Annotated in this window: 18 protein-coding genes; 5 read left to right on the forward strand and 13 right to left on the reverse strand. The window is 62.7% G+C overall.

All coding sequences use genetic code 11. The annotated features are described in order from the left end of the window. Nucleotides 1-7: 7 nt before the first annotated feature. Together FHX47_RS04030 and FHX47_RS04035 are read right to left on the reverse strand one after the other, a co-directional pair. The gene (locus tag FHX47_RS04030; RefSeq protein WP_183357558.1) at nucleotides 8-1,282 is read right to left on the reverse strand and encodes an NAD-dependent epimerase/dehydratase family protein; all 1,275 of its coding nucleotides are present in this window, start codon (nucleotides 1,280-1,282) and stop codon (nucleotides 8-10) included. Nucleotides 1,283-1,609: 327 nt separating this feature from the next. After that, the gene (locus FHX47_RS04035; RefSeq protein WP_183357559.1) at nucleotides 1,610-2,869 is read right to left on the reverse strand and encodes a phospholipase D-like domain-containing protein; all 1,260 of its coding nucleotides are present in this window, start codon (nucleotides 2,867-2,869) and stop codon (nucleotides 1,610-1,612) included. Nucleotides 2,870-2,987: 118 nt separating this feature from the next. Between FHX47_RS04035 and ftsY the strand changes: the two genes are divergently transcribed. Next, a complete protein-coding gene (ftsY, locus tag FHX47_RS04040) occupies nucleotides 2,988-4,184 on the forward strand; it encodes a signal recognition particle-docking protein FtsY (protein WP_343064294.1) in 1,197 nt (398 codons plus the stop codon). Nucleotides 4,185-4,259: 75 nt separating this feature from the next. Here ftsY and FHX47_RS04045 read toward each other — a convergent pair whose 3' ends face one another. Together FHX47_RS04045 and FHX47_RS04050 are read right to left on the reverse strand one after the other, a co-directional pair. Beyond that, nucleotides 4,260-4,637 carry a DUF2267 domain-containing protein gene (locus tag FHX47_RS04045; protein ID WP_183357560.1) on the reverse strand — a complete coding sequence of 126 codons (378 nt, stop codon included), beginning with the start codon at nucleotides 4,635-4,637 and terminating at the stop codon, nucleotides 4,260-4,262. A 37-nt stretch (nucleotides 4,638-4,674) separates the two neighbouring features. Further along, nucleotides 4,675-5,055, reverse strand: coding sequence for a DUF2267 domain-containing protein (locus tag FHX47_RS04050; protein WP_183357561.1), 381 nt, complete (start codon nucleotides 5,053-5,055; stop codon nucleotides 4,675-4,677). 278 nt (nucleotides 5,056-5,333) lie between these two features. On the opposite strand from FHX47_RS04050, the gene FHX47_RS04055 reads away from it, so the two are divergent. The 3 genes from FHX47_RS04055 to FHX47_RS04065 are packed head-to-tail and all read left to right on the forward strand — an operon-like array spanning nucleotide 5,334 to nucleotide 8,652. Continuing rightward, complete coding sequence (locus FHX47_RS04055; RefSeq protein ID WP_183357562.1) at nucleotides 5,334-7,274, forward strand: heavy metal translocating P-type ATPase; 1,941 nt, start codon at nucleotides 5,334-5,336, stop codon at nucleotides 7,272-7,274. Nucleotides 7,275-7,328: 54 nt separating this feature from the next. Continuing rightward, nucleotides 7,329-7,706 carry a cupin domain-containing protein gene (locus FHX47_RS04060; RefSeq protein ID WP_183357563.1) on the forward strand — a complete coding sequence of 126 codons (378 nt, stop codon included), beginning with the start codon at nucleotides 7,329-7,331 and terminating at the stop codon, nucleotides 7,704-7,706. A gap of 40 nt (nucleotides 7,707-7,746) precedes the next feature. Then, nucleotides 7,747-8,652 carry an alcohol dehydrogenase catalytic domain-containing protein gene (locus FHX47_RS04065; RefSeq protein ID WP_183357564.1) on the forward strand — a complete coding sequence of 302 codons (906 nt, stop codon included), beginning with the start codon at nucleotides 7,747-7,749 and terminating at the stop codon, nucleotides 8,650-8,652. 101 nt (nucleotides 8,653-8,753) lie between these two features. On the opposite strand, the gene FHX47_RS04070 is transcribed toward FHX47_RS04065, so the two are convergent. The 4 genes from FHX47_RS04070 to FHX47_RS04085 all read right to left on the reverse strand — a co-directional run bounded on the left by FHX47_RS04070 (nucleotide 8,754) and on the right by FHX47_RS04085 (nucleotide 11,352). Then, complete coding sequence (locus FHX47_RS04070; protein WP_183357565.1) at nucleotides 8,754-8,993, reverse strand: cation transporter; 240 nt, start codon at nucleotides 8,991-8,993, stop codon at nucleotides 8,754-8,756. A gap of 91 nt (nucleotides 8,994-9,084) precedes the next feature. After that, complete coding sequence (locus tag FHX47_RS04075; protein ID WP_183357566.1) at nucleotides 9,085-9,825, reverse strand: Crp/Fnr family transcriptional regulator; 741 nt, start codon at nucleotides 9,823-9,825, stop codon at nucleotides 9,085-9,087. Between the two features lie 106 nt (nucleotides 9,826-9,931). Beyond that, nucleotides 9,932-11,011: an integrase core domain-containing protein gene (locus tag FHX47_RS04080; protein ID WP_183357567.1), complete on the reverse strand. Its 1,080-nt coding sequence runs from the start codon at nucleotides 11,009-11,011 to the stop codon at nucleotides 9,932-9,934. Continuing rightward, on the reverse strand, nucleotides 11,002-11,352 hold the full coding sequence (locus FHX47_RS04085) for a hypothetical protein (protein WP_221205976.1): 351 nt from the start codon (nucleotides 11,350-11,352) through the stop codon (nucleotides 11,002-11,004). The genes FHX47_RS04080 and FHX47_RS04085 overlap by 10 nt, the downstream gene beginning before the upstream one ends. Nucleotides 11,353-11,586: 234 nt before the next feature. On the opposite strand from FHX47_RS04085, the gene FHX47_RS10945 reads away from it, so the two are divergent. Further along, the gene (locus FHX47_RS10945; RefSeq protein ID WP_281376199.1) at nucleotides 11,587-11,715 is read left to right on the forward strand and encodes an SDR family oxidoreductase; all 129 of its coding nucleotides are present in this window, start codon (nucleotides 11,587-11,589) and stop codon (nucleotides 11,713-11,715) included. Nucleotides 11,716-11,778: 63 nt separating this feature from the next. Here FHX47_RS10945 and FHX47_RS04095 read toward each other — a convergent pair whose 3' ends face one another. From FHX47_RS04095 to FHX47_RS04115, 5 genes are all read right to left on the reverse strand, one after another. Further along, a complete protein-coding gene (locus tag FHX47_RS04095) occupies nucleotides 11,779-14,724 on the reverse strand; it encodes a CapA family protein (RefSeq protein ID WP_183357568.1) in 2,946 nt (981 codons plus the stop codon). Nucleotides 14,725-14,814: 90 nt separating this feature from the next. Then, nucleotides 14,815-15,888 carry an ATP-grasp domain-containing protein gene (locus FHX47_RS04100; RefSeq protein ID WP_183357569.1) on the reverse strand — a complete coding sequence of 358 codons (1,074 nt, stop codon included), beginning with the start codon at nucleotides 15,886-15,888 and terminating at the stop codon, nucleotides 14,815-14,817. Continuing rightward, nucleotides 15,881-17,125: an ATP-binding protein gene (locus FHX47_RS04105; RefSeq protein WP_183357570.1), complete on the reverse strand. Its 1,245-nt coding sequence runs from the start codon at nucleotides 17,123-17,125 to the stop codon at nucleotides 15,881-15,883. Before FHX47_RS04105 ends, FHX47_RS04100 begins: the two co-directional genes overlap by 8 nt. Nucleotides 17,126-17,399: 274 nt before the next feature. Further along, nucleotides 17,400-19,298: an ATP-binding protein gene (locus tag FHX47_RS04110; RefSeq protein ID WP_183357571.1), complete on the reverse strand. Its 1,899-nt coding sequence runs from the start codon at nucleotides 19,296-19,298 to the stop codon at nucleotides 17,400-17,402. Continuing rightward, a complete protein-coding gene (locus tag FHX47_RS04115) occupies nucleotides 19,298-19,471 on the reverse strand; it encodes a hypothetical protein (RefSeq protein ID WP_221205978.1) in 174 nt (57 codons plus the stop codon). The genes FHX47_RS04110 and FHX47_RS04115 overlap by 1 nt, the downstream gene beginning before the upstream one ends. Between the last annotated feature and the right edge of the window lie 48 nt (nucleotides 19,472-19,519).

Below are 19,519 nucleotides of genomic sequence, written 5' to 3' on the forward strand. Positions count from 1 at the left end.
TGCGGACTCAGGTCTGGGTACGACGAGCACGCTCGCCGCCGGCGTGGCGAGGTCCCGGACGGTCCGGCGCATTGGCCGGGACTCCGGCTTCATGCTTGGTGGTCCATAAGGAGGTAGCCGGGATCTTGGTCAGATCGGCACGGTCTCGGTAGCGTGCGGCGATCTGCTCGACTTCCAACAGCAGGCCTTCGGAGAGGGTCGTAGGCTGCAGGCCCAGGTCCAGAAACGTGTCATTGGCCACGTGCAGATCATTCTCCGCAGACTCGTTGCGCGGATTCGGCACCATCTGGACTTCGGCGCCGGTGATTCGAGCGACTAGACGTGCCAGGTCCCGCACGCGGTGGGTCTCGGTCATCTGGTTGAAGATCTTGACTCGGTCCCCCGCCGCCGGCGGGTTCTCCAGGGCGATCTGCACACATCGGACCATGTCCCGGATGTGGATGAAGGCACGGGTCTGGCCTCCAGTGCCGTGCACCGTCAGCGGGTAGCCCACGGCGGCCTGCATCAGGAAGCGATTCAGCACGGTGCCGTAGTCGCCGTCGTAGTCGAAGCGGTTGATGAGACGCTCGTCCCGCTGGGTCTGGTCTGTGTGGGTCCCCCATATGATGCCCTGGTGAAGGTCAGTGATGCGCGCCGAGTCGTTCTTCGCGTAGTAGGCGAAGAGGTGCTGGTCCAGCACCTTGGTCATGTGGTAAATCGATCCCGGGTTAGTCGGGTAAAGGATCTGCTGGGGGACGCGGTGCGTTTCGACCGGGTTGCCCTCGGCGTCCTGGTCGGCGGTGACCTCGATGTCCAGGTAGCCCTCCGGGATCTTCATACCCGCAGTGCCGTAGCCATACACGCCCGTGGTACCCAGATGGACCAGATGGATATCCAAACCGGAGTCGACTATGGCGGCCAGTACGTTGTGCGTGGCGTTGACGTTGTTGCCTACTGTGTAGCGCTTGTGCCGCGCAGACTTCATCGAGTACGGAGCAGCGCGCTGTTCGGCGAAGTGAACGACGGCGTCCGGCTGCTCGGCGAGCAGAAACTGCAGCAGCCCCTCGTAATCTTGCGCCACGTCGAGCCGGTAGAATCCGATCTCCCGTCCGGAGACCTCCTGCCAGGCGGCGCGACGCTCGGAGATGGCCCGGATCGGCGTGAGGGACTGGGCGCCCAGCTCTTCATCGATCACCCGTCGGGACAAATTGTCCACGATGCTCACCTCGTGGCCTTCATCCGATAAGTACAGGGACGCGGGCCAGCCGCAGAATCCGTCGCCGCCGAGGATCGCAATCTTCACAGGTATTCCCATTTCTCGTGGAGAAGACCGGCTGCTGCCTGCCGGACCCGATGGTGCACAGGTCGCCACCGGGGCACACGGGACAGACCGCAACGTGGGTCGTCGGGCTGGTTGCAAGCCTATCCAATGACCAGCGCGGGCGTCAGCCAACGCGCCTGAGTCCTGATCCACGTGCGCTGTGAGGCCCTCACCCAGGACACCCTCGATGCGGTTTTCGCTCGTCGTCCGCTCATCTTCGGCCCCTGCTCCCTCCATGTGACGCCACCAGCCTGCTGCCACGTGCCGCGGCTCTGCACTGAGCGCGGTGGGCGCTCATAGCTGCGGGGCTCACAGCAGCGGGCGCAGGGGGACCAGAGCGGTTTCGGCTACGCGTGCCATGGGGTGCCTGTCGCGCCATTCTGGGGAAGTGAGGGCGTCGCAGTGTTGGGAGTCGGCGGCGAAGATGTTCTCCATCTCCGCAGCGAAGCCGCTGTCGATCACCTCAACGTTGGTTTCGTAGCTGAATGAGAGGGAGAGCCGGTCGATATTGGCAGTGCCAACTGTGGACCACTGCCCATCGATAGTGGCGGTCTTGGCATGCAGCATCGAGCTGCTGAAGAGCAGCAGCGTGACCCCGGCCTCGAGCAGCTGACCGTAGAACCCTCGTGACACCCAGTCTGCAACGATGTGGTTCGACTGGTTGGGGATCATCACCCGCACGTCGACCCCGCGGTGGGAGGCGGCTATGAGCGCGTGGAGGATCTGCTGGTCCGGGATGAAATACGCAGTGGTGAGCCAGATGTGGTCCTGAGCCCGGTCGATCGCATTGAGGTACATCTGCCGGATCGGGTAGACCAGCTGCACTGGAAGGTTAGCTACCACGTTGATCGTGGAGCTCCAGCTGCGCGGGGGAATCCATGGAATGTGATCTTTCGGTGGGTGGGCGTCATTCCAGACCCGCGCCACGGCATGCTGCATCCCCCACACCTCGGGGCCGATCTCGCGCACATGGGTGTCGCGCCACTGATCCGCGTAGAGCGAGCCGATGTTGTACCCGCCGACGAACCCCACATGATCATCCACGACCAAGATTTTTGAATGGTTGACTCCGGTGGAGCGCACCGGGCCCTTCCAGAACTGTCGGGCGATCATGGGCATCCGGAACACGCGGACCTGTTCGGAGATCTGTCGATAGAAAGCTCGCGGAACGAGCAGATTCGCAAACCCGTCATACAGCACAAAGACCGTGACCCCGCGCGAAGCAGCCCGGTTTATTGCATCGATAAACCGTTGGCCCACCTCGTCAGGCTTCCAGATGTAGGTCTGCAAAATGACTGTTCGCTCCGCTGAGTCAATAGCGGCGATCATGTCGCGATACAGCTCAACACCGGAGGTGTAGACCCTCAGCTCAGAATCCTCCACTTCAGCGTGGAAGGTTCCCGGATGCGGGGCCAGCTGTCTGCGCCGACTGCTTTGTTTGAGCCAGTCGAAAGCCACCAGAGAAGCTGCCGTCACCACCGGCACGGCGGCCGCTGCGCCAGCGGCGACTGCGACGGCCTTCCACGGGCCAACTCCACGTCGACGGCAAGGACCGGGAAACCGCACCATGAGCTCACCCTATCCGTCATCACTGCCAAACCCTGCTGGCTGCTTGCTGCTTGGCATTCCAGTTCTGCGTGACCGTTAAGTTTCGAAGCCCCCGGTGGGGCACAGATACACTGACCGGGTGGAAACTTCAGTTCTGATCACATTCATTGTTCTCGCCGTCGTGCTGGTCGGCCTGGTCGGTACGCTGCTGGTCAGCGGCCGCAAGCTGACCCCGAAGAAGACCCGCAGGCTCTACCCGGAGACTCGCGACGCCGATGATCAGCCCCCCGGTGCCGCAGAGGGCGAGGACGGCGACACTCTGGTCGCCGACCGGCCCGCCGCTGAGGCCCCGGAGGCTGCTGTGGAGGCCCCAGAGGCCGAGGCTGAAGCGGCCCCCGCGGTGGAGACTCCCGAACCGGTGGCCAGCCGTCTGGCCCGGCTGCGCGCCCGGTTGGTGAAGTCCAATAACGTCTTCGGCAAGTCGCTGCTGGCGCTGCTGAGTCGTGATGAAATCGACGAGGACGTCTGGGAAGAGATTGAAGAGACGCTGCTGATGGCAGACCTGGGCACCGATTCGACCATGGAGCTGGTCGACACTCTGCGTGAGCGGGTCACGGTCGAAGGTTCGAAGGACCCGCAGCGGGTGCGCGCCATGCTGCATGAGGAACTGGTCAAGCTCATTGATCCGGAGTTTGACCGTCGCCTGACGGTGACCGCTGATGGGCGGCCGGCCGTGGTGCTGGTGGTCGGGGTCAACGGGGTCGGCAAGACCACCACAGTCGGCAAACTGGCCCGCGTGCTGGTGGCCGAGGATAAGGACGTCATCCTGGGCGCAGCCGACACCTTCCGTGCAGCTGCGGCGGAGCAGCTGACCACCTGGGGCTCCCGTGTGGGGGTGCCCACGGTCTCCTCAGACGTGGAGGGCGCAGACCCTGCTTCGGTTGCCTATGATGCGGTGGACAAGGGCACTGAGCTGGAGACCGACGTCGTCCTGGTTGATACTGCCGGACGGCTGCAGAACAAGGCGAACCTGATGGATGAACTCGGCAAGGTCAAGCGGGTGGTGGAGAAGAAGTCCGAAGTGGACGAGGTGCTGCTGGTGCTGGACGCCACCACCGGTCAGAACGGACTGAACCAGGCCAAAGTGTTCTCCGAAGCGGTCAATGTCACCGGCATTGTGCTCACCAAGCTCGACGGCACCGCCCGCGGCGGCATCGTCGTCGCCATCCAGAAGCAGCTGGGCGTGCCGGTGAAGCTTATCGGCCTCGGCGAAGGCCCCGACGACCTGGCCCCCTTCGACACGGAGTCCTTCGTAGACGCCCTGCTGGAGGACTGAGCCTACGAGGTCCCCGTGGTCGAAATGAGCTGGTCGATCTGAACACGGGCGCCACGCTCGTGCCGAGTGACGCGCTCAGGTCCAGCGGGTGTATCCGGAAAGATCGTTGGGCAATGCGTTGACGAAGTTGGCTCGTTCGCCCTCGCTGACAGCGTCAGTGACAGTGGAGAGCACTGCTCGGGCGGTGTGCTCGGCCTGCTCTGTGCTGACGTTCAGATTCTTCTGGATGCGGTCGATGAACTCTTCGGCACCGAAGTGCTCGCCTGGCTCACCTTCGCCGAGCAGCAGTTCACTCACGCCGTCGGGAAGCTGGGCTGCCAAGTCCTTGGCTTCGCCGCCCAGATCGCGAGAGCCCAGCACGTTGAGCACTTCGCTGATCGCGGTGCGCGTCTCATCGGCGGAGGCGAAACCTCCACGTTCTTGTACCAATGCGGTGACTTCAGCAGTATCCATAGTCTCCTCCAAGTTTCGTAGTTGGTGTCCGGTTGAATTACTCGAACAGGGGGCCGAAGCCGGCCGGCAGTTGGGCACGAACGTTGTCGATCTCCCCGGCCGAGACGGCTTGGGCCAGTGTGGTGAAGACCGCGCGGACATACGTTCGGGCCTGGTCGGGGTCTACTCCCTCACCCAGGTGGTCAGCGACCCGGCGCAGAAAGTCATCTGTGTCGTCAACCACCGGATCGGCGGCCACATGTTCGATGACCGGCTCTTTGAGCTCCTCGGGCAGCTGGTCTGCCAGATTCTGGGCTTCATCGCCGGTGAGCCGCTGGCCCAGGTCCGCCAGGACGACCTGAGTCACCTGCGCGGCCATCTCGCGGTCGCTTGGACCGCCGCGCTCGATCACCGTGTTGACGAATTCTCCATAGTTCATGGCTCTTGATCCTCCTTGAGTATTCGGAGTCAATTCATCGCTGACGCTACCCCGAATCCTTGAACAGGAAGTCGGCAGAACCATCACACCAACCACGCGGAAGGTGATGGCCACTTATGGCATGGCCAGAGACGCTGGTTGTCCTTCACTGTCATTCACTGACTTGACCTGGATCATGGACGAGCCTGCGACCCTGTGATGGACTCGTAGCATGTGTTGCGTGGCCGGCAGCGATGAATGCGAGCCGGGCGTTCCGAGATCAGGGAGGTCGGTGTCCTGTGGACAGAATCCAGTCAGTGCTGCATGGCCGGTGGGTGATTCCGGTGGTTTCGGGGCTGCTCATCCTGGCCTCATTCGCCGTCGCCCAGATTATTGAGGAGCCCTTCTGGGGCGATGTGCTCATGATCGCCGCCGCCGTCGTTGCCGGCACCCCGGTGGTGATCAAGGCGGTCAACTCCCTGATGATCAGGGTCATCGGCATCGACCTGCTGGTCTCGGTGGCCGCCATCGGCGCAGTGTTGGTGCAGAACTACTGGGAAGCCGCTGCGGTCACCTTCCTCTTCGCCGTCGGACACGCCCTGGAGTCGGCCACGCTGAACCGCACCCGCTCAGCCCTGGCAGAGCTCATCGCCGTCGCCCCTGATGTTGCCGTGGTGCTGCGTGACGGTGAGCAGCATGAGATACCGGCCGAAGAGGTCGCCCAGGGTGAGACAGTCCTGGTGAAGAACGGTGCCAAAGTGCCGGTGGACGGTGTGGTCACCGGCGGCAGCGGCGCACTGGATGAAGCCTCCATCACCGGCGAATCGATCCCGGTGGAGAAGACCACCGGCAACAAAGTCTTCGCCGGAACCATCTCCACCGGCGGGTTCCTACAGGTCCGGGCCACCGGCGTGGGTGCCGACACCACGCTGGTGCGCATCATCCAGCGGGTGGAGGAGGCCCAGGAGGCCAAGGCGAAGACCCAGGCCTTCATGGACCGCTTCTCCAAGTGGTACACCCCCGGGATCATGCTGATGGCGGTGGTCTTCGGACTGATCACCGGCGATATCGTCCTGGCCCTGACCCTGCTGGTGATCGGCTGCCCCGGGGCCCTGGTGATCTCCATCCCGGTGGCGATTGTGGCCGGCATCGGCCGCGGCGCCCGCGACGGGATCCTCATCAAGGGCGGGGAGTTCCTCGAGACTTCCGCGAAGATCGATGTGGTCGCCGTGGATAAGACCGGAACCCTCACCGAGGGCCGGCCGTACCTGACCGATGTGGTGGCCCTGCACCCGAAGTTTGACGAGGACGAGGTGCTGCGGATGACCGCCCGCGCCGAGGCCGGCTCCGAGCATCCGTTGGCGCGGCCGATCATCGAAGCCGCAGCGCAGCGGAATCTGCCGGTGCTGGGGCTGCCCCAGCACACCGAACCGGTCCCGGGCAAAGGCATCGTCGCCACCCTGGACGGGCACCGCCTGGCGGTGGGCAACCTCCCCCTGCTGCAGGCAGAGGGGGTCAGTGACATCGCCGCCGCGGAACAGACGGTGCAGCAGCTCGCCGCCCAGGGCCGCACCCCCATGGCTGTTGCCTGCGACGGTGAGGTGATCGGGGTGATCGCGGTGGCCGACCGGATCCGCACCGACGCCCCGGAGATGGTCTCCAGGCTTCACAGCGTCGGGGTCGCCAAGGTCGTCATGCTCACTGGTGACAACCAATCAGTGGGTGAGGCAGTGGCCGCACAGGTCGGCATCGACGAGGTCCACGCCTCCCTGCTGCCGGAGGACAAGCTGCGGATCGTCGGCGAGCTGCAGGCCCAAGGACACACGGTGGCGATGGTGGGCGACGGCGTCAACGACGCCCCAGCCCTGGCGACCGCCCAGATCGGGGTGGCCATGGGTGCCGCCGGCACCGGGGTGGCGATCGAGACCGCAGACATTGCGCTGATGAAGGACGACCTGCTGAAGCTGCCCCAGGCGGTGGGCTTGGCCAAACGCACCGTGAACAACATGCGCCAGAACATCGTCATCGCCCTGACTACGGTGGCAGCACTGCTGGCCGGGGTGCTCTTCGGCGGCGTCACCATGGCCATCGGCATGCTGGTCCACGAAATCTCAGTGCTGGTGGTGATCGCCAACGCCATGCGGCTGCTGCGCCACCACCGCGAGGACGCCGGCATGGACCGCTCCGCATCCCGGCCGGCGCCCGCGGCGGCGCAGACTGAAGCAACCACAGCACAGTAGGCGCACTGGACACACATTCTCACCAGTCACATCAAGGACGAAAGGTTGAACACTATGGATAAGCACTTCACGCTGGAAGGCAACATCGCCCACTTCACCATCGCCGACATCGCAGTCGAATCCAGCGACTATCGCCGGGTGCTGTGGACCGGAGAGCACTCCCAGCTGGTGATCATGACCATCCCGGCCGGTGAGGAGATCGGCGAAGAAGTCCACGAACACGGCGACCAGATCCTCACCTTCATCTCCGGGACCGGCCACGCTGATCTGGCCGGGCACCAGCACCCGGTGGAGGCCGGCGACCAGTGCGTGGTGCCAGCCGGCACCCTGCACAACTTCCGCAACACCGGCGAGGAGCCGCTGGTGCTCTACACCGTCTACTCCCCGCCGGAGCACCCGGCAGACACCGTTGAGCCCACCAAGAACAGCTGAGCCCACACAGAGCTGAGCCCACACAGAGAGGACGCCGCAGGTGTCAAAGGTTTATGTATTCACCGAATATGGTGGCCCGCAGCACGAGCAGCTGATCGACCGGGAACCTCCGCAGCCGGGGCCGGGCCAGATAGCGGTGCAGGTCCGGGCCGCAGGGGTCAACCCGGTGGACTGGAAGATCCGCGAAGGCCTGCTGGGCCGCAGTGCTGAGTTGCCGGCACCCATGGGGCGGGAGGCCGCCGGGGTGGTTACTGCAGTCGGTGAGGGCGTATCCGACTTTTCCGCCGGCGATGAGGTGCTGGGCCACCCGGCGCCAGGTTTGGGCGCATTCGCCGAGCACACGCTGTTCGACGCTGATACCGCCCACCTGAAGCCCGAAGAGGTCAGCTTCACCGATGCCGCCACCATTCCGGTGGCCGGCACTACCGCCTACGACACCACCCACGTGGGCGATCTTGACGCCGGAGCGACGGTGCTGATCCTGGGTGCCGGCGGCGGTGTGGGGTATATGGCCACCCAGATCTGCGCTGTGCACCAGTTCCGGGTGCTGGCAGTGGCCTCTGAGGCTAAACGGGAGCTGCTGGAGGCCAAGGGAGCCACCTTCATCGCCTCAGACTCTGCGGTGGCCGAGGCTGTGGCGGAGCTGGCACCGGACGGAGTGGACCTGATCGTCGATCTGGTGGGCGGGGACGCGCTGCGCAGCGTTGCCCCGGCCGCGGTCTCTGCGGACCGGGTGGTCTCTGCGGCGGACCCGGCCACCGCGGAAGAGCTGGGCGGCCAGGGCCGGCCCACCGATCCGGAAACCTTGGAGAAGATCACCGACGTGATCTCCTACGAGCTGGTGGATCCACACGTCACCGCCCAGTATCCGCTCAGCCAGGCACGCGAGGCCCTGGCTGCGGTGGAGTCGGGCCATACTGAAGGCAAGGTCGTCGTCGTTCCCTGACCTGCAGTTCCAGGTCTGACCGGGGGTGCCGGCCTGGGACAACGACGACGACCACTGCTCATGGGGCCAAGCGGCTGCCGCCCGGCCTAGAGGCATTCCCCCTAGAAGGCTGACTTGCGGGCGGTGTAGCCGGCCTTCTTCACTGCGGCGATCACCTCGTCGACGCTGGTGACCTCCGGGTCGTGGTCAACTTCGATCTTGGCTGTGGCGAAGTGGACCTTGACTGATTCGACGCCTTTGAGTCGGCCGACGCGCTTTTCGATCTTGGCCACACACGAGGGGCAGGAGAACCCCTCAGCGCGCAGCAGCGTGCGGGTGATGTTGGACGTTTCTGTGGTCATTGGTGGACCCTCCCCTTCGATGCAGTTCAGGTGCCCCCTTGCGGGGCGTCTCCATGCTATCGGCCCGCCAGCGGCAGTACCATGACATTGATCAAGCAGCGAGCTCTTCCAGCCTGCGGGCGTCCAATACCTCAGTGTGGCCTCTGCCGGTGGCGACGATGCCTTGGCTGCGCAGCCGGCCCAGGGTGCGGCTGATCGACTCAGGCGTAGTCCCGACCATAGAGGCCAGATCCTGCTGGGTGACAGAAATGACTACCCCATCGCCTTTGCGCTCTCCGAGCTTGTCCATCAGGTCGATCAGTGCGGCGGCGATGCGGGCTTCCACACTGTCGGCGGAGAGCCGGCTGATCAGCTGCCGGGACTGTTCATAGCGCCGGGTCAACTGATCCAGTGTGGTCATGCTCAGCTGCGGGTAGCGTTCCATGAGCCCGCGGATCAGGGTCATCGACACTGTGAGGGCGCAGGTTGGCCGCATGGCGACCGCGCTGTCGGGGTAGGTCGCGAGGTCCGCCAGGGCACCGAAGGCTTCCCCCGGCCCGAGCACCTCGGTGACGATGGACTGTCCCGACACTGCGGTGCGCATCAGTTTCACCGTCCCGGTGGCGACCACGAAGAGGTGCTCGGCACGCTGGCCGGCGTGATAGATGGTTTCCTCAGCGCGGTACCCCGGCGCCCGCGTTTGCGCGTGGAGGTCAGTGACCTCAGACTGCGGCAGGTCTTTGAGCAGCGGAAGGTTGGAAAGCACTTCGTGGCGGGTGTGCGCGGAGCAGGCATGCGGTGCAGCTGAGTGCTCAGACAGTTCACCGAATTGGGCTTCACTACGCATCTTCATCCATACATTCAACACCCTTCTGCGTCCAACCACTTAGCCTTGATCCGAGGTGTGTCAGAGATAATGCACCAGTGAGCGGGTTTAATACCCAACCAGCGGGTGGGTCTCATGATTGATCTTTCCGGGTTTTTCGTCGTGTGGCAATTCGAGTAGCCCGAGCATTTGCCAGACCGGCTCTTCTGGCAGCGCGGATAGCTCCACCTCGGCCGTAGTGTTCATCTTCGGGAGTGACATAGCCGACGCCCTCGTGCAATCTGATCGTGTTGTAGTGGACCTGCAGCCGGTCCAGTTCGGACTCCAGGGCCCCGGGGTCGGTGATCTTCTCCAGGTGCGGGTTCTCAGCTTTGAGGTGTCCGAAGAAGGACTCCACCCACGCCTGGTCGTTCGGTGTACCGGGGCGGCCGAAGTGCTGAGCGATCCGCGCCCCTGCCATGAACGAAGCAGTGGCCTTCGAGGTCATCTGCGGGCCATTATCGGAGATCGCCAGCAGCACTGGGATCCGCTCATCATTATCGGGCACAGTCCCGGTGGCCAGCTCCTGAAGCAGCTCGGCATCGAGCAGGTGCTCTTTGCCGTCAGTGACCAGTGCCCGGGTGAAGGCGACCTCGACCTGGGTGGAGGACTCCTCAGCAGAGACCACCGTGGAGAGCCAGTATTTGGAGATCACGTCGATGACCGCGACCACGCACCGGCCAGCTCGGGGGAAATGGGTGAAGTCGTAAATCATGATCACCCCAGGTACCAGCTCAGCCCACTCGGGCCATGTCCGAGGGTCCAACGGTTCCCGGGCTGCGGGTCCAGGAAGCCGCAGCCCAGCCTCTCGCAGCACCCGCAGGACCGTGGATTCGGAGGCATAGAAGGCCTCCAACCTGAATCCGCGGTGGGCCAGCTTCCGATGGGACCGGTCAATCTCAGCCCAGCCTTCTGCGATGTCCAGGGTTGCTTCCCGCTCAGCGGTCAGCAGCGCGTGGGCCGCCTCATCCGGTCCGGGCGGGGCATCATCGAGCTGGCCAGTCTGTGCCCGGTGCTGCCAGCGGATCACCCGCACATGATCTAACCCCAGGACCGCTGCGGCCCGGCGGAGCGACCAGTTGCCCTCACGGCCAGCGTGGTTCACCAGTTCCAACAGTCCGGCCTTGACGGTAGCGTCTACTCGCGGCGGGACCAGGCCGGCGTTTAGCCCCAACGCGATTTTCCCTGATGCAGATACAGCTCCACCGCCTGTTCAGTGACGGTGGCCCGCAGTCGTTCGATCTCAGTCTGGGCCTCTTCCAGCTGACGCTGCTCAGCGCTCTTCGTCGTGGCCCGGCGTCCTGGCACCGAGGCCGCCAGAGCATCCAGAGCGCCCTGCTTAGCGACCCGGCAGGCGTGGACCACCACCGAACGATCGACCTGGAACCGCTCAGCAGCCTCACGCTGAGTGGCCTGACCAGAGAGCATGTTGACGTAGATCTCATACTTCTCCGAAGGCCCCAGCCGGGTACGCTTACCTCCAGTCGAGGCGGATGATTTCTGCTGTTCTGACACGGGATCCAACCTTTCAAACGAGCAGTGAATCTACCCGCCCGCTGGTTGGGTGAAAAACCCGAGACTGGTTCATTAACTCTGACGCGCAACGTTGTCGGCGCCGTCGCCTGGGCCGTTATCGCGGGCCTATAAAAGGGTCAGCGTTGACCCGGCGGTGTCGCACCAGGAACGGTGGAGACGCCGTTCTCAAAGACCGCCGGCTACACGTAGGAGCAACTGGATCAGGCAACGACCCTGACTTTCGGGCGAGTTGCCCAACCTGAAGTGATCGCCGAGACGGTTGCGTTCCTGCTCAGTGACGCAGCGAGCTACGTCAACGGAACAACCCTCCACGCCGATGGAGGAACGACCGCTGAGGTCTAATTCCCTGTACCTCCTTCGGAGGTTCGCTTCTCGAGCCACACCGGGATCGCGCCTAAGGCGGCGTTACTGAATGATGTGGCGGCAGAACTCATCGAAATCTCCCGCCATGACGTGATCATCTTGAGAGTATCGCGGAGTTAGGGACATACCTTCGACAAGTACTGGGTCGGGTCGGCCATCGAGCAGTCGGCGACGGCGAAGGATCAGGTCGACAGCGACCCAGCGCAGCTCGGGAACCGCGCGTACTGCGCGGACGGCGACCCGACTGGCTTCCTCAACCTCGGTTGCGCTGAGGGTTCGGCGGGGTGCCTCTTCGGTGATGACCCAGGCTTTGTCGGGTGTGGCCAGTACTCTCAGGTGGCGACCCGAGGGTCGGGCCTGGACCCAGGTGGGTTGGAAAGGCAGAGCGCTGAGGTCGAGGGCTTCTTGTTCGGTCAGGGTCTGGACGCCATCTTGGTTCCATGCTGATTTCGTCGACATGAGGACGACTTGAGTGGTGCGTCCTTTGACGAAGCGTACCAACCCTTTAGTTGAGGTGATGGCCTGGGATCGAACGACAGGTACCGAGTCCTCTTCGAGGAGCTGGATCATCATGTAATGGTGTCTCATTACTTTTCGGAGGACGTAACGATCAGCCGATGTGCGTCCTTCGGCGGTGACCCAGGTGCGCACCCCGCTATGTGACACGATGATGCTGACCTCATCGGTGATTCGTTCAACGGAGAGACCCTGCCTCAGCCAGGAGTCATGCATCGGGCCACCGATCGTCGAGCTCTCCTGAGCTCCAATGCAGTGTGTTGTCCACAGGGTGACGGGTTGAGTGGACGCGTCCGGTAGCTGAATAGGTGAATCTGAGGCCGGTACAGGTGCCGTGTCGGCGTATCGAAGCCGGTAAATGTCTTTAGTGACGTCCCTGGATTGGCCATAGGTGGGGAAGGCGGCGGAGAGAAATCCCGCGTTGGTGTTGATCTCGATGACGAAAGCTTTCCCAGTCGTCAGGTCGGTGATGAGGTCGACCCCGCCCCAGACCAACCCAGGAATCGCGGCGATTGCTTGGCGTGCGGTGTCTTTGACGTCATGGCTGGTGTTTTCCAGGTCCTGCTTGATATCGGCTCCCATGCTGTTGCCGCCGACATTGCGTACCGTCACTATCTCCCCCATCGCAGGGACATCTTCCAAGGTGATTCCCTGACGTTCGAGGAAGCGCAGTGTGACCCCGTCGATGGGGATCGCGCCGCGCCTAAAGATGGTGTTCCGCGCCCTTTGAAGGTTCTTGTCTCGGATCAGCTCTTGGACCGTAGAGGATCCGTCTCCCATCACATGCGGGAAAACGCGCACATTCACGGCCACAACCTCATCAGGAGAGGCCATCACACGCATCTCCTGGTCAACCTCGATGTGCTCTTGGACGATGATCTCGTCGCTATATTGACACGCGTACTCGAACCCGTTTCGGACGTCTTCATCCGAGATGAGGTCTGTGGCAACTCCCCGGCTCTGATTGCCACCCTTGGGTTTGATCACGACCGGTCCTGTCATGGTCCTCGCCGCGCCGATTGCATCCTCCGCCGAGCGCACTACCTCAGTCCGCGGCGTTGACACTCCATGGGCTTGCAGGAGTTCTGCGGTGAGTGCCTTGTCCCCAACGATCCTGGACCCGACATCCGACTCGTGTGCAGTAGGCCCGTTGGTGAGGAAACGTCTGTCACCGGCATCGATTACGGAAGTCGAATCCGCCAGCCACCAAACCTCGGCGCCCGCCGCCTGGGCTCCAAGGGGGAGCGTCATCGCGCCTGAGGGCTTGTTGAAGCGGATCGCCGCATCCTCGAGAGTCGTGCCGGGACTCTGAAGAGGCCACTCGTTCGGGTCTCCCATCGTCGTTAGAGCTTCCAGCCGCGATGGACGCAGACCAGATGACCATGCCCCTAGGTCAAGTTTCAGGTGGTGCCCCAGTTCGTCAGCACCTGTCGTCATCGCTGGATTATCGAACCGCCATGGCCTAACCGGACGCTCAGACAGAGCATTGACAACCGTCTCGAAGTCCTCCCCAGATACGGGACCAACAGCAACGTCGTTCAGACCCCCAGCCCCAGAGCGCACCGGGTAGAGCTTCAGGCTGACACGCCGAGAATCCTCGGAGTCGTGGACTTCGAGCATGGCCCACAGTGTGAATGGCAGCGCTTCGACCGTGTTGCTGGAGGATCTTGGTTGGTCATGTGAGGCGACGGGACTGTCTCCGAGTCCATAGACCACCCACCGTCCCCTCTTACGATGGACCTCCTGCATTCGCTCAGTACCGGTACCCAGGACGAGGTCAAAGTCCTTGTTGAGCATTTGATGCACCAGAGAGTACTGGAGGCGGCTGCGCCAAGCAGACTGAGTCCGCCAGGACGGCATGGCGACGTGAAATGCATCCATGCGTGTGGTCTCTAGCCGCGGTCTGGGGACCTCCACGGTACTCAGTGGAGCAAGACCGACGTGATCTTCCCGCGCAATGAGCGCCGAATTGCCAGAGGAGCTTCGGGGGCGCATATGAAAGCCATAAAAGTTCAGCTGGCCGCCGCCTGCTGTCCTCGGGATCTCCACTCGCAACGGTTCTAGGGCTTCAGAGAGGCTTCGCCCAGCACCGAAGCGTTTGAGGTTCTGTTCATCAAGCGCGTCCAATAGCGCCTTCACGTCAGATTGCCCAACGTCTGAGAGGCTGCCCGAAGCCAAGTGAACTGCATTGACGCCGAGTTCCTGCATCTCCCCAACCCGGACCCTGAACTTGGCGAGACCGGCAGTGAACTCATCGCTTTCAGGCGAGTGTGACACGGCCACGTCTGTCGAAAGCGTTCCGATCGGAAGGGATGCGATGACATAGTCCGAACTCTCGACGAACGGCGCTGAGGGCTCTAAAGAGTGCGCAAAGCCCTCGGGCGCCGTCAGCCATGAACCAGTGGACCCGCGACCGCGCCCACCGCTTACGGGGAGCCGCAGAATAAGAACTCGAAAACTTCCTGACGTCAATTTTGCTCCAACACTATAGTATATTCATATCTTGTAAGTAAGAATTGACTCTATTCGACTTGTTGGCGGCTGGCGCCTGCAGCCTCATCTTCAATCCCCCGATGCCGGTCGGCAGTGCACCAGGTGGGCAGAGTCTCCATTGGCGAAGCCTGCTATGGATTGAGTAGTGACAAGTGCAACATCACTTGCCGGTCCGCGCATACTCAGTTCGGCACCGTCAGCGACGCTCTGCGGCTCGCGAACCACGGTGACTCTGCCCAGCGCATTCACCATGGCGGCCAGCTCGGCGACGAATGAATCCGGATCCGGCACGCCGGTAAAGACGAGATCAGCTGAGATCCGCGCGCTCGACTCAGCCAGCGAGATATCCAGTTCTCGGGCTGCATTCTGCACCAGCTGGTCGGCCAGCCGCAGCGCTTCCCTGCGGGAACCGGCCGCGAAGTCGCGCAGGTGCGGAGAACGCATCACCCGTTCCACCAGAGGCTGCCTGTCGACGTCGCTGTTCTTGAGCCGGGGGTCGGAGGTGGGGACGGAGATGGTGACCGCTGCCAGGTCCAACCCTGGAATGGCCTCCACTGCGGCCACTGCCAGCTGCAGCAGAGCAGGGTCAAGGTCCTCCGGGTGTAGTGCGCCTCGGTGGCCTTGGGCTCTCACGGCCAGGACCTGCTGGCCCTGCACCATCAGCCGGATCAGCTCCCCAGGGACGGTGCTGTGGACCAGCACTTGACCCTTGACCCGCTCAGCGACCTCGCCGAACGCCTTGCTGAGGGAGTCGGCGTCGTGGGCGGTGCGCCGGTAGGTGCCGGTGAGCGAGGAGACCACCGCGGGCAGGCCGATGCGTTGTGCGTAGGCCGCAGCTGCGGCCTGGGCGTCCGGGGCGAATGTCTGAGACTGCGGCACCGGCACCCCGGAGCGGCGGAGCACCTGCCAGGCCCGGCGTGAGGTCTTCACCAGACCGAACCCCCCGTAGGTGGCGCCGTAGGAGCTGAGTTGGTTGAATGCCAGCGGCTGCCCAGACTGCTCGGAGGTGAAGACCACCTGGCCGGGAAGACTGGTGGTGGGCAGCCGCCGCGACGCCAGCGCTGCACGGATGCACATCGCGTCGTACTGGCCCCGGTTCAGAGACCCGGCGGTGTGGAGGCGCTCTGTGTGCTGTTCAGGCATGGACGGTTTCCACCTCCCGGACGGGGATCCGGTGTCGGTTGTCCTGTATGAGCGCAAGCCAGACGGCGGCGTGGCCGGCATCGCCCAACACTTCGGCGGCTAACCGGCCCTGGTCGTCAGTCCGCAGACGGCAGCGCAGCCGCATTTTCCGCGCCCTTGTTCGCAACCAGCGGCGGTAGCGCCAGGTGGCTGTAGGCGCGTCGATGGTGACCTTGAGGTTCACAGAGTCACGATGCTCACCCAGCGCCAGGCCGTTGTGCTGCGCTGAGGCGGCCACCATGTCCCGGGCCACCGGCATGGCTGCGCCGTAGAGCGGGTATTCGTGGGAATCGATGGCCGGCAGTGAGTTGACCTCACATATGCCCGCCCGCTGCTGACTCAGCGGCTGGCTGATGTCGGGGACCAGAAAGTCGACGCCGCCGAAGCCCAGTCCTGGCAACGCCTGAACGGCACTGACGCTGGCTTCCAGGATCGAGGGGTGGACTTCCGGCAGCACTTGGGCGGGTTCGCCGCCCATTTGGGTGTTGGAGCCATAAGTGAATTCCACCACGCGACCCTCGGTGAGCACGGTGCCTAACGTAATGTCCTGTCGCTCCAGCAGATGCCGCATTCGCTCATCGATGCTGATGGGCCGGCTCATCAGGTGGGGATTCTGGGTTCGCAGCTCTTGGCGCTGCTCCACCAGCTGACGCACGGTATGCCTTCCGTCTCCGGTGATGGCTCCGCGGCGGCTGATCAGAGCGGACACGGCCCGGTCGCCCACCACGATGATGCGGTAGGCCTCGCCGTCGATCTGTTCTTCCACGAGGATGTCGTCGTGAGCATAGGTGCTGGAGGCTACGTCCTGGAAAGCCCATTCAAGGTCTTCTGTGCTGGAGATCCCGGTCACGACCCCGTGTCCCTGGGCGCCGTGGAGTGGTTTGAGCACCACCGGGTAGCCGAGCTCTTCGGCGTATGCCGTGGCTGCGGCAATGTTGCTTTGGTCGAAACGCCGCCCGCGGGGAACCGGTACTCCTGCACCTTGGAGGAGCAGGCGGGTGGAGTGCTTATTGGTGGTCAGCGGACCGGCAGGCCGTGAGTTGAGCACCGTGCCGGACTTGTTGAACGAGATGCCTTGCCCGTCAGCGGCGGAAGCGATGAAAGTCTGCTCGGAGGTTCTCCACGTGGATAACCCGACGGCTAAGCACTCCCGCTCCAGCAGCACGGTGCTCAGGCCAGCATGGCTCAGACCACGCATATGAATCGCGATTGGATAGTCGTTCGGCCCGGGCACGCATCCACCGTACCCTCAAGGCCGAATGCCTGCTCCGCGACGACGGACGGAAGCATTGGCGTCTTCACTTTCGACAGGCAGCGTTTCGGACGCAACGATCCATGTAGCGGCACCGATAAGCATGGTCACCTAGTTCATGTCGTCTGTTCAGCCACGTTCTACGCGGGATGAATGGCTCAACCTGGCAGGCCCTACGCTCTAGAATCCTCGCGAGCGCTCCGCGAGTATCGTTTAGCTTCTATTGAGGACTTTCCGAGGGTCCTGCTGCTCCATCGGGAGCTGACGGTCGGGCGCCTGCGATTAATAGGTCAAGTACTTTATCCATCGATCCGGCTACCAGTTCGCTCGCACCGCTGAAGGTCGGGTTGAGGGAAAGTTCTTCGACTACGGCATTCGGACGCTTTCGCGTCTCATGCTCTGGATAGCGCCGCATAACATCAACGACCGCCCACCGTAGATGCGGCACAGCTCGAACCGCGCGAGCAGCAAGTTGGGCGACCTCCTCTACAACGTTTTCGCTAGGTGAAGCCTGTTCGGATGGTGCAATCACCGCGAGAGCCTCATGGGGTGATGCAATAACGCTGAATCGTAAGCCGGGACGACGGGCTTGGACGAACCAGTTGTGACTTCCAGCGAGGATCGACTCATCGATCTGGCCCACACGTTCGATGAGCTTCGAGTGCGCTCTTCCCAAGGACTTGCGCGCCGGCATAACTGACACGCTATCGCCGACTCTTTCGCAAAAGGCAGCCAACTGTTCGCGGGTCTGGACACGACGACTCGCAGGCCTCGCGACCCGAGATTTGCGCAGGATTTCGCGAAGAAGAAGCGGCCTGCGTACCGGGTAGATGGCGATCGCAGGATCGCTCTCGTTGAGCACAGAGCCGAACCACAGTTGATCTTCCTCCGGCGTCTCAGCAGACCAGATTCGACGGTTGTGGTTAATGATCCGACAGCCGTTTGCTCGAAGCTTCCTTTGCATCAAGTCTGAGAGAGTCACTTTCTCGCCATCAGTTGTATCGAAGGAGAAGCCAAGACGACGTGGGACGTCCAGGAGTTTCGGAATCTGCGCCGCTCCAGTCGGTTCTGGAGTTGAACGCGCATACATCCGGCGCCAAAGCACCTTGCCAAGGTCACGTGGCGCACCAAAGACAGGGAACGTTGAACCGTTGATGGCCGCGTCGCTGTTAACTTCTATGACGTACGGAATGCCAGTCTTGTGATCGACGACAAGGTCAACCCCACCCCAGTCCATACCCGGGATCGCTGCGACAGCTGCGACGGCGGTTTGTTTGACTGGGTCGCTGACCAGATCCCAACACTGCTCCGAATCACCACCGCTGGTAATACCGTTGACATCGCGGACGTCCACGCGTCTGCCTTGTGGAAGGACAGAGTCCAACGTAAGTCCCCGACGCCGCAGGAAACCCTCCGCGACGGCGTCTATAGGGATCGGAGCCAGTCGGGTGGATGGATTGTGGCGTCGTATTTCGTTTTTCTGCTCAATGAGTTCAACGACAGTCGAATGACCGTCCCCGGTGATGTTGGGAAGAAGTCTGCGAAAAACTCCCTCACACGCCGTTGAGCTCGCATGAGCACGATACTCCGCCACAACGTCAATATACTGTTCGACTAGGACGCTTGCTTTGCCCTTGGCGGCTCGAACGAAGCCCTCACGGATATCGTCAGGGTCTGTGACGTTGACAGTAACGCCACGTCCCATGTTGCCATGGACCGGTTTGAGGACGACCGATTGTCCGATTTCCTGCTGTGCTTGGATGGCGTCTTCTGCTGAGGATACGCCGCGACCAGCAGGAACCGAGACGCCTGCAGCCTTCATCAGCTCCTTAGCCAGTAGTTTGTCCCCCACCACCGCGGAAGCAAGCCAAGATTCAGTGCCGAAGTGGCCGAGGATCGCTACTCGCCGGTCGTTGAAAACTGCCCATAGGCTCCGTGTGGTAAGCCAATCAAGGTTAGCTCCCTGCTGTTCTGCCGCATAGGCAATCGTGGCTGCCCCAAGATTGCGACCATACTGGACACTTTGCTGGGTAAGTTCAAGCGAGCGTGCGTCGGAGTATTCGTTCGGTTCTCCTTGAGATGTCAAGGATGCAAGGTCTCGGGTTAATTTGTGACTCATCAGATCATCACCCGCAGGTGCTCCTGGTCTGTAACCGCGGGGGTGGCTGCGATCAGCTTGGAGTAGAAGTCGACTGTGGCAGCCGGCCCCATCCCGCCGAGGATCCCAACCAGCGGCGCCTGCTCGGAGTCCTGATTGCTCACAACTCCTCCCTGGGGTTCACGCTCTATCATGAAAACCAATATACGCGGTCCGGCGGTTGTCTCGTTCCAGGATCGCCC

It is taken from the genome of Garicola koreensis, assembly GCF_014195445.1.
Classification (GTDB): Bacteria; Actinomycetota; Actinomycetes; order Actinomycetales; family Micrococcaceae; genus Nesterenkonia; species Nesterenkonia koreensis.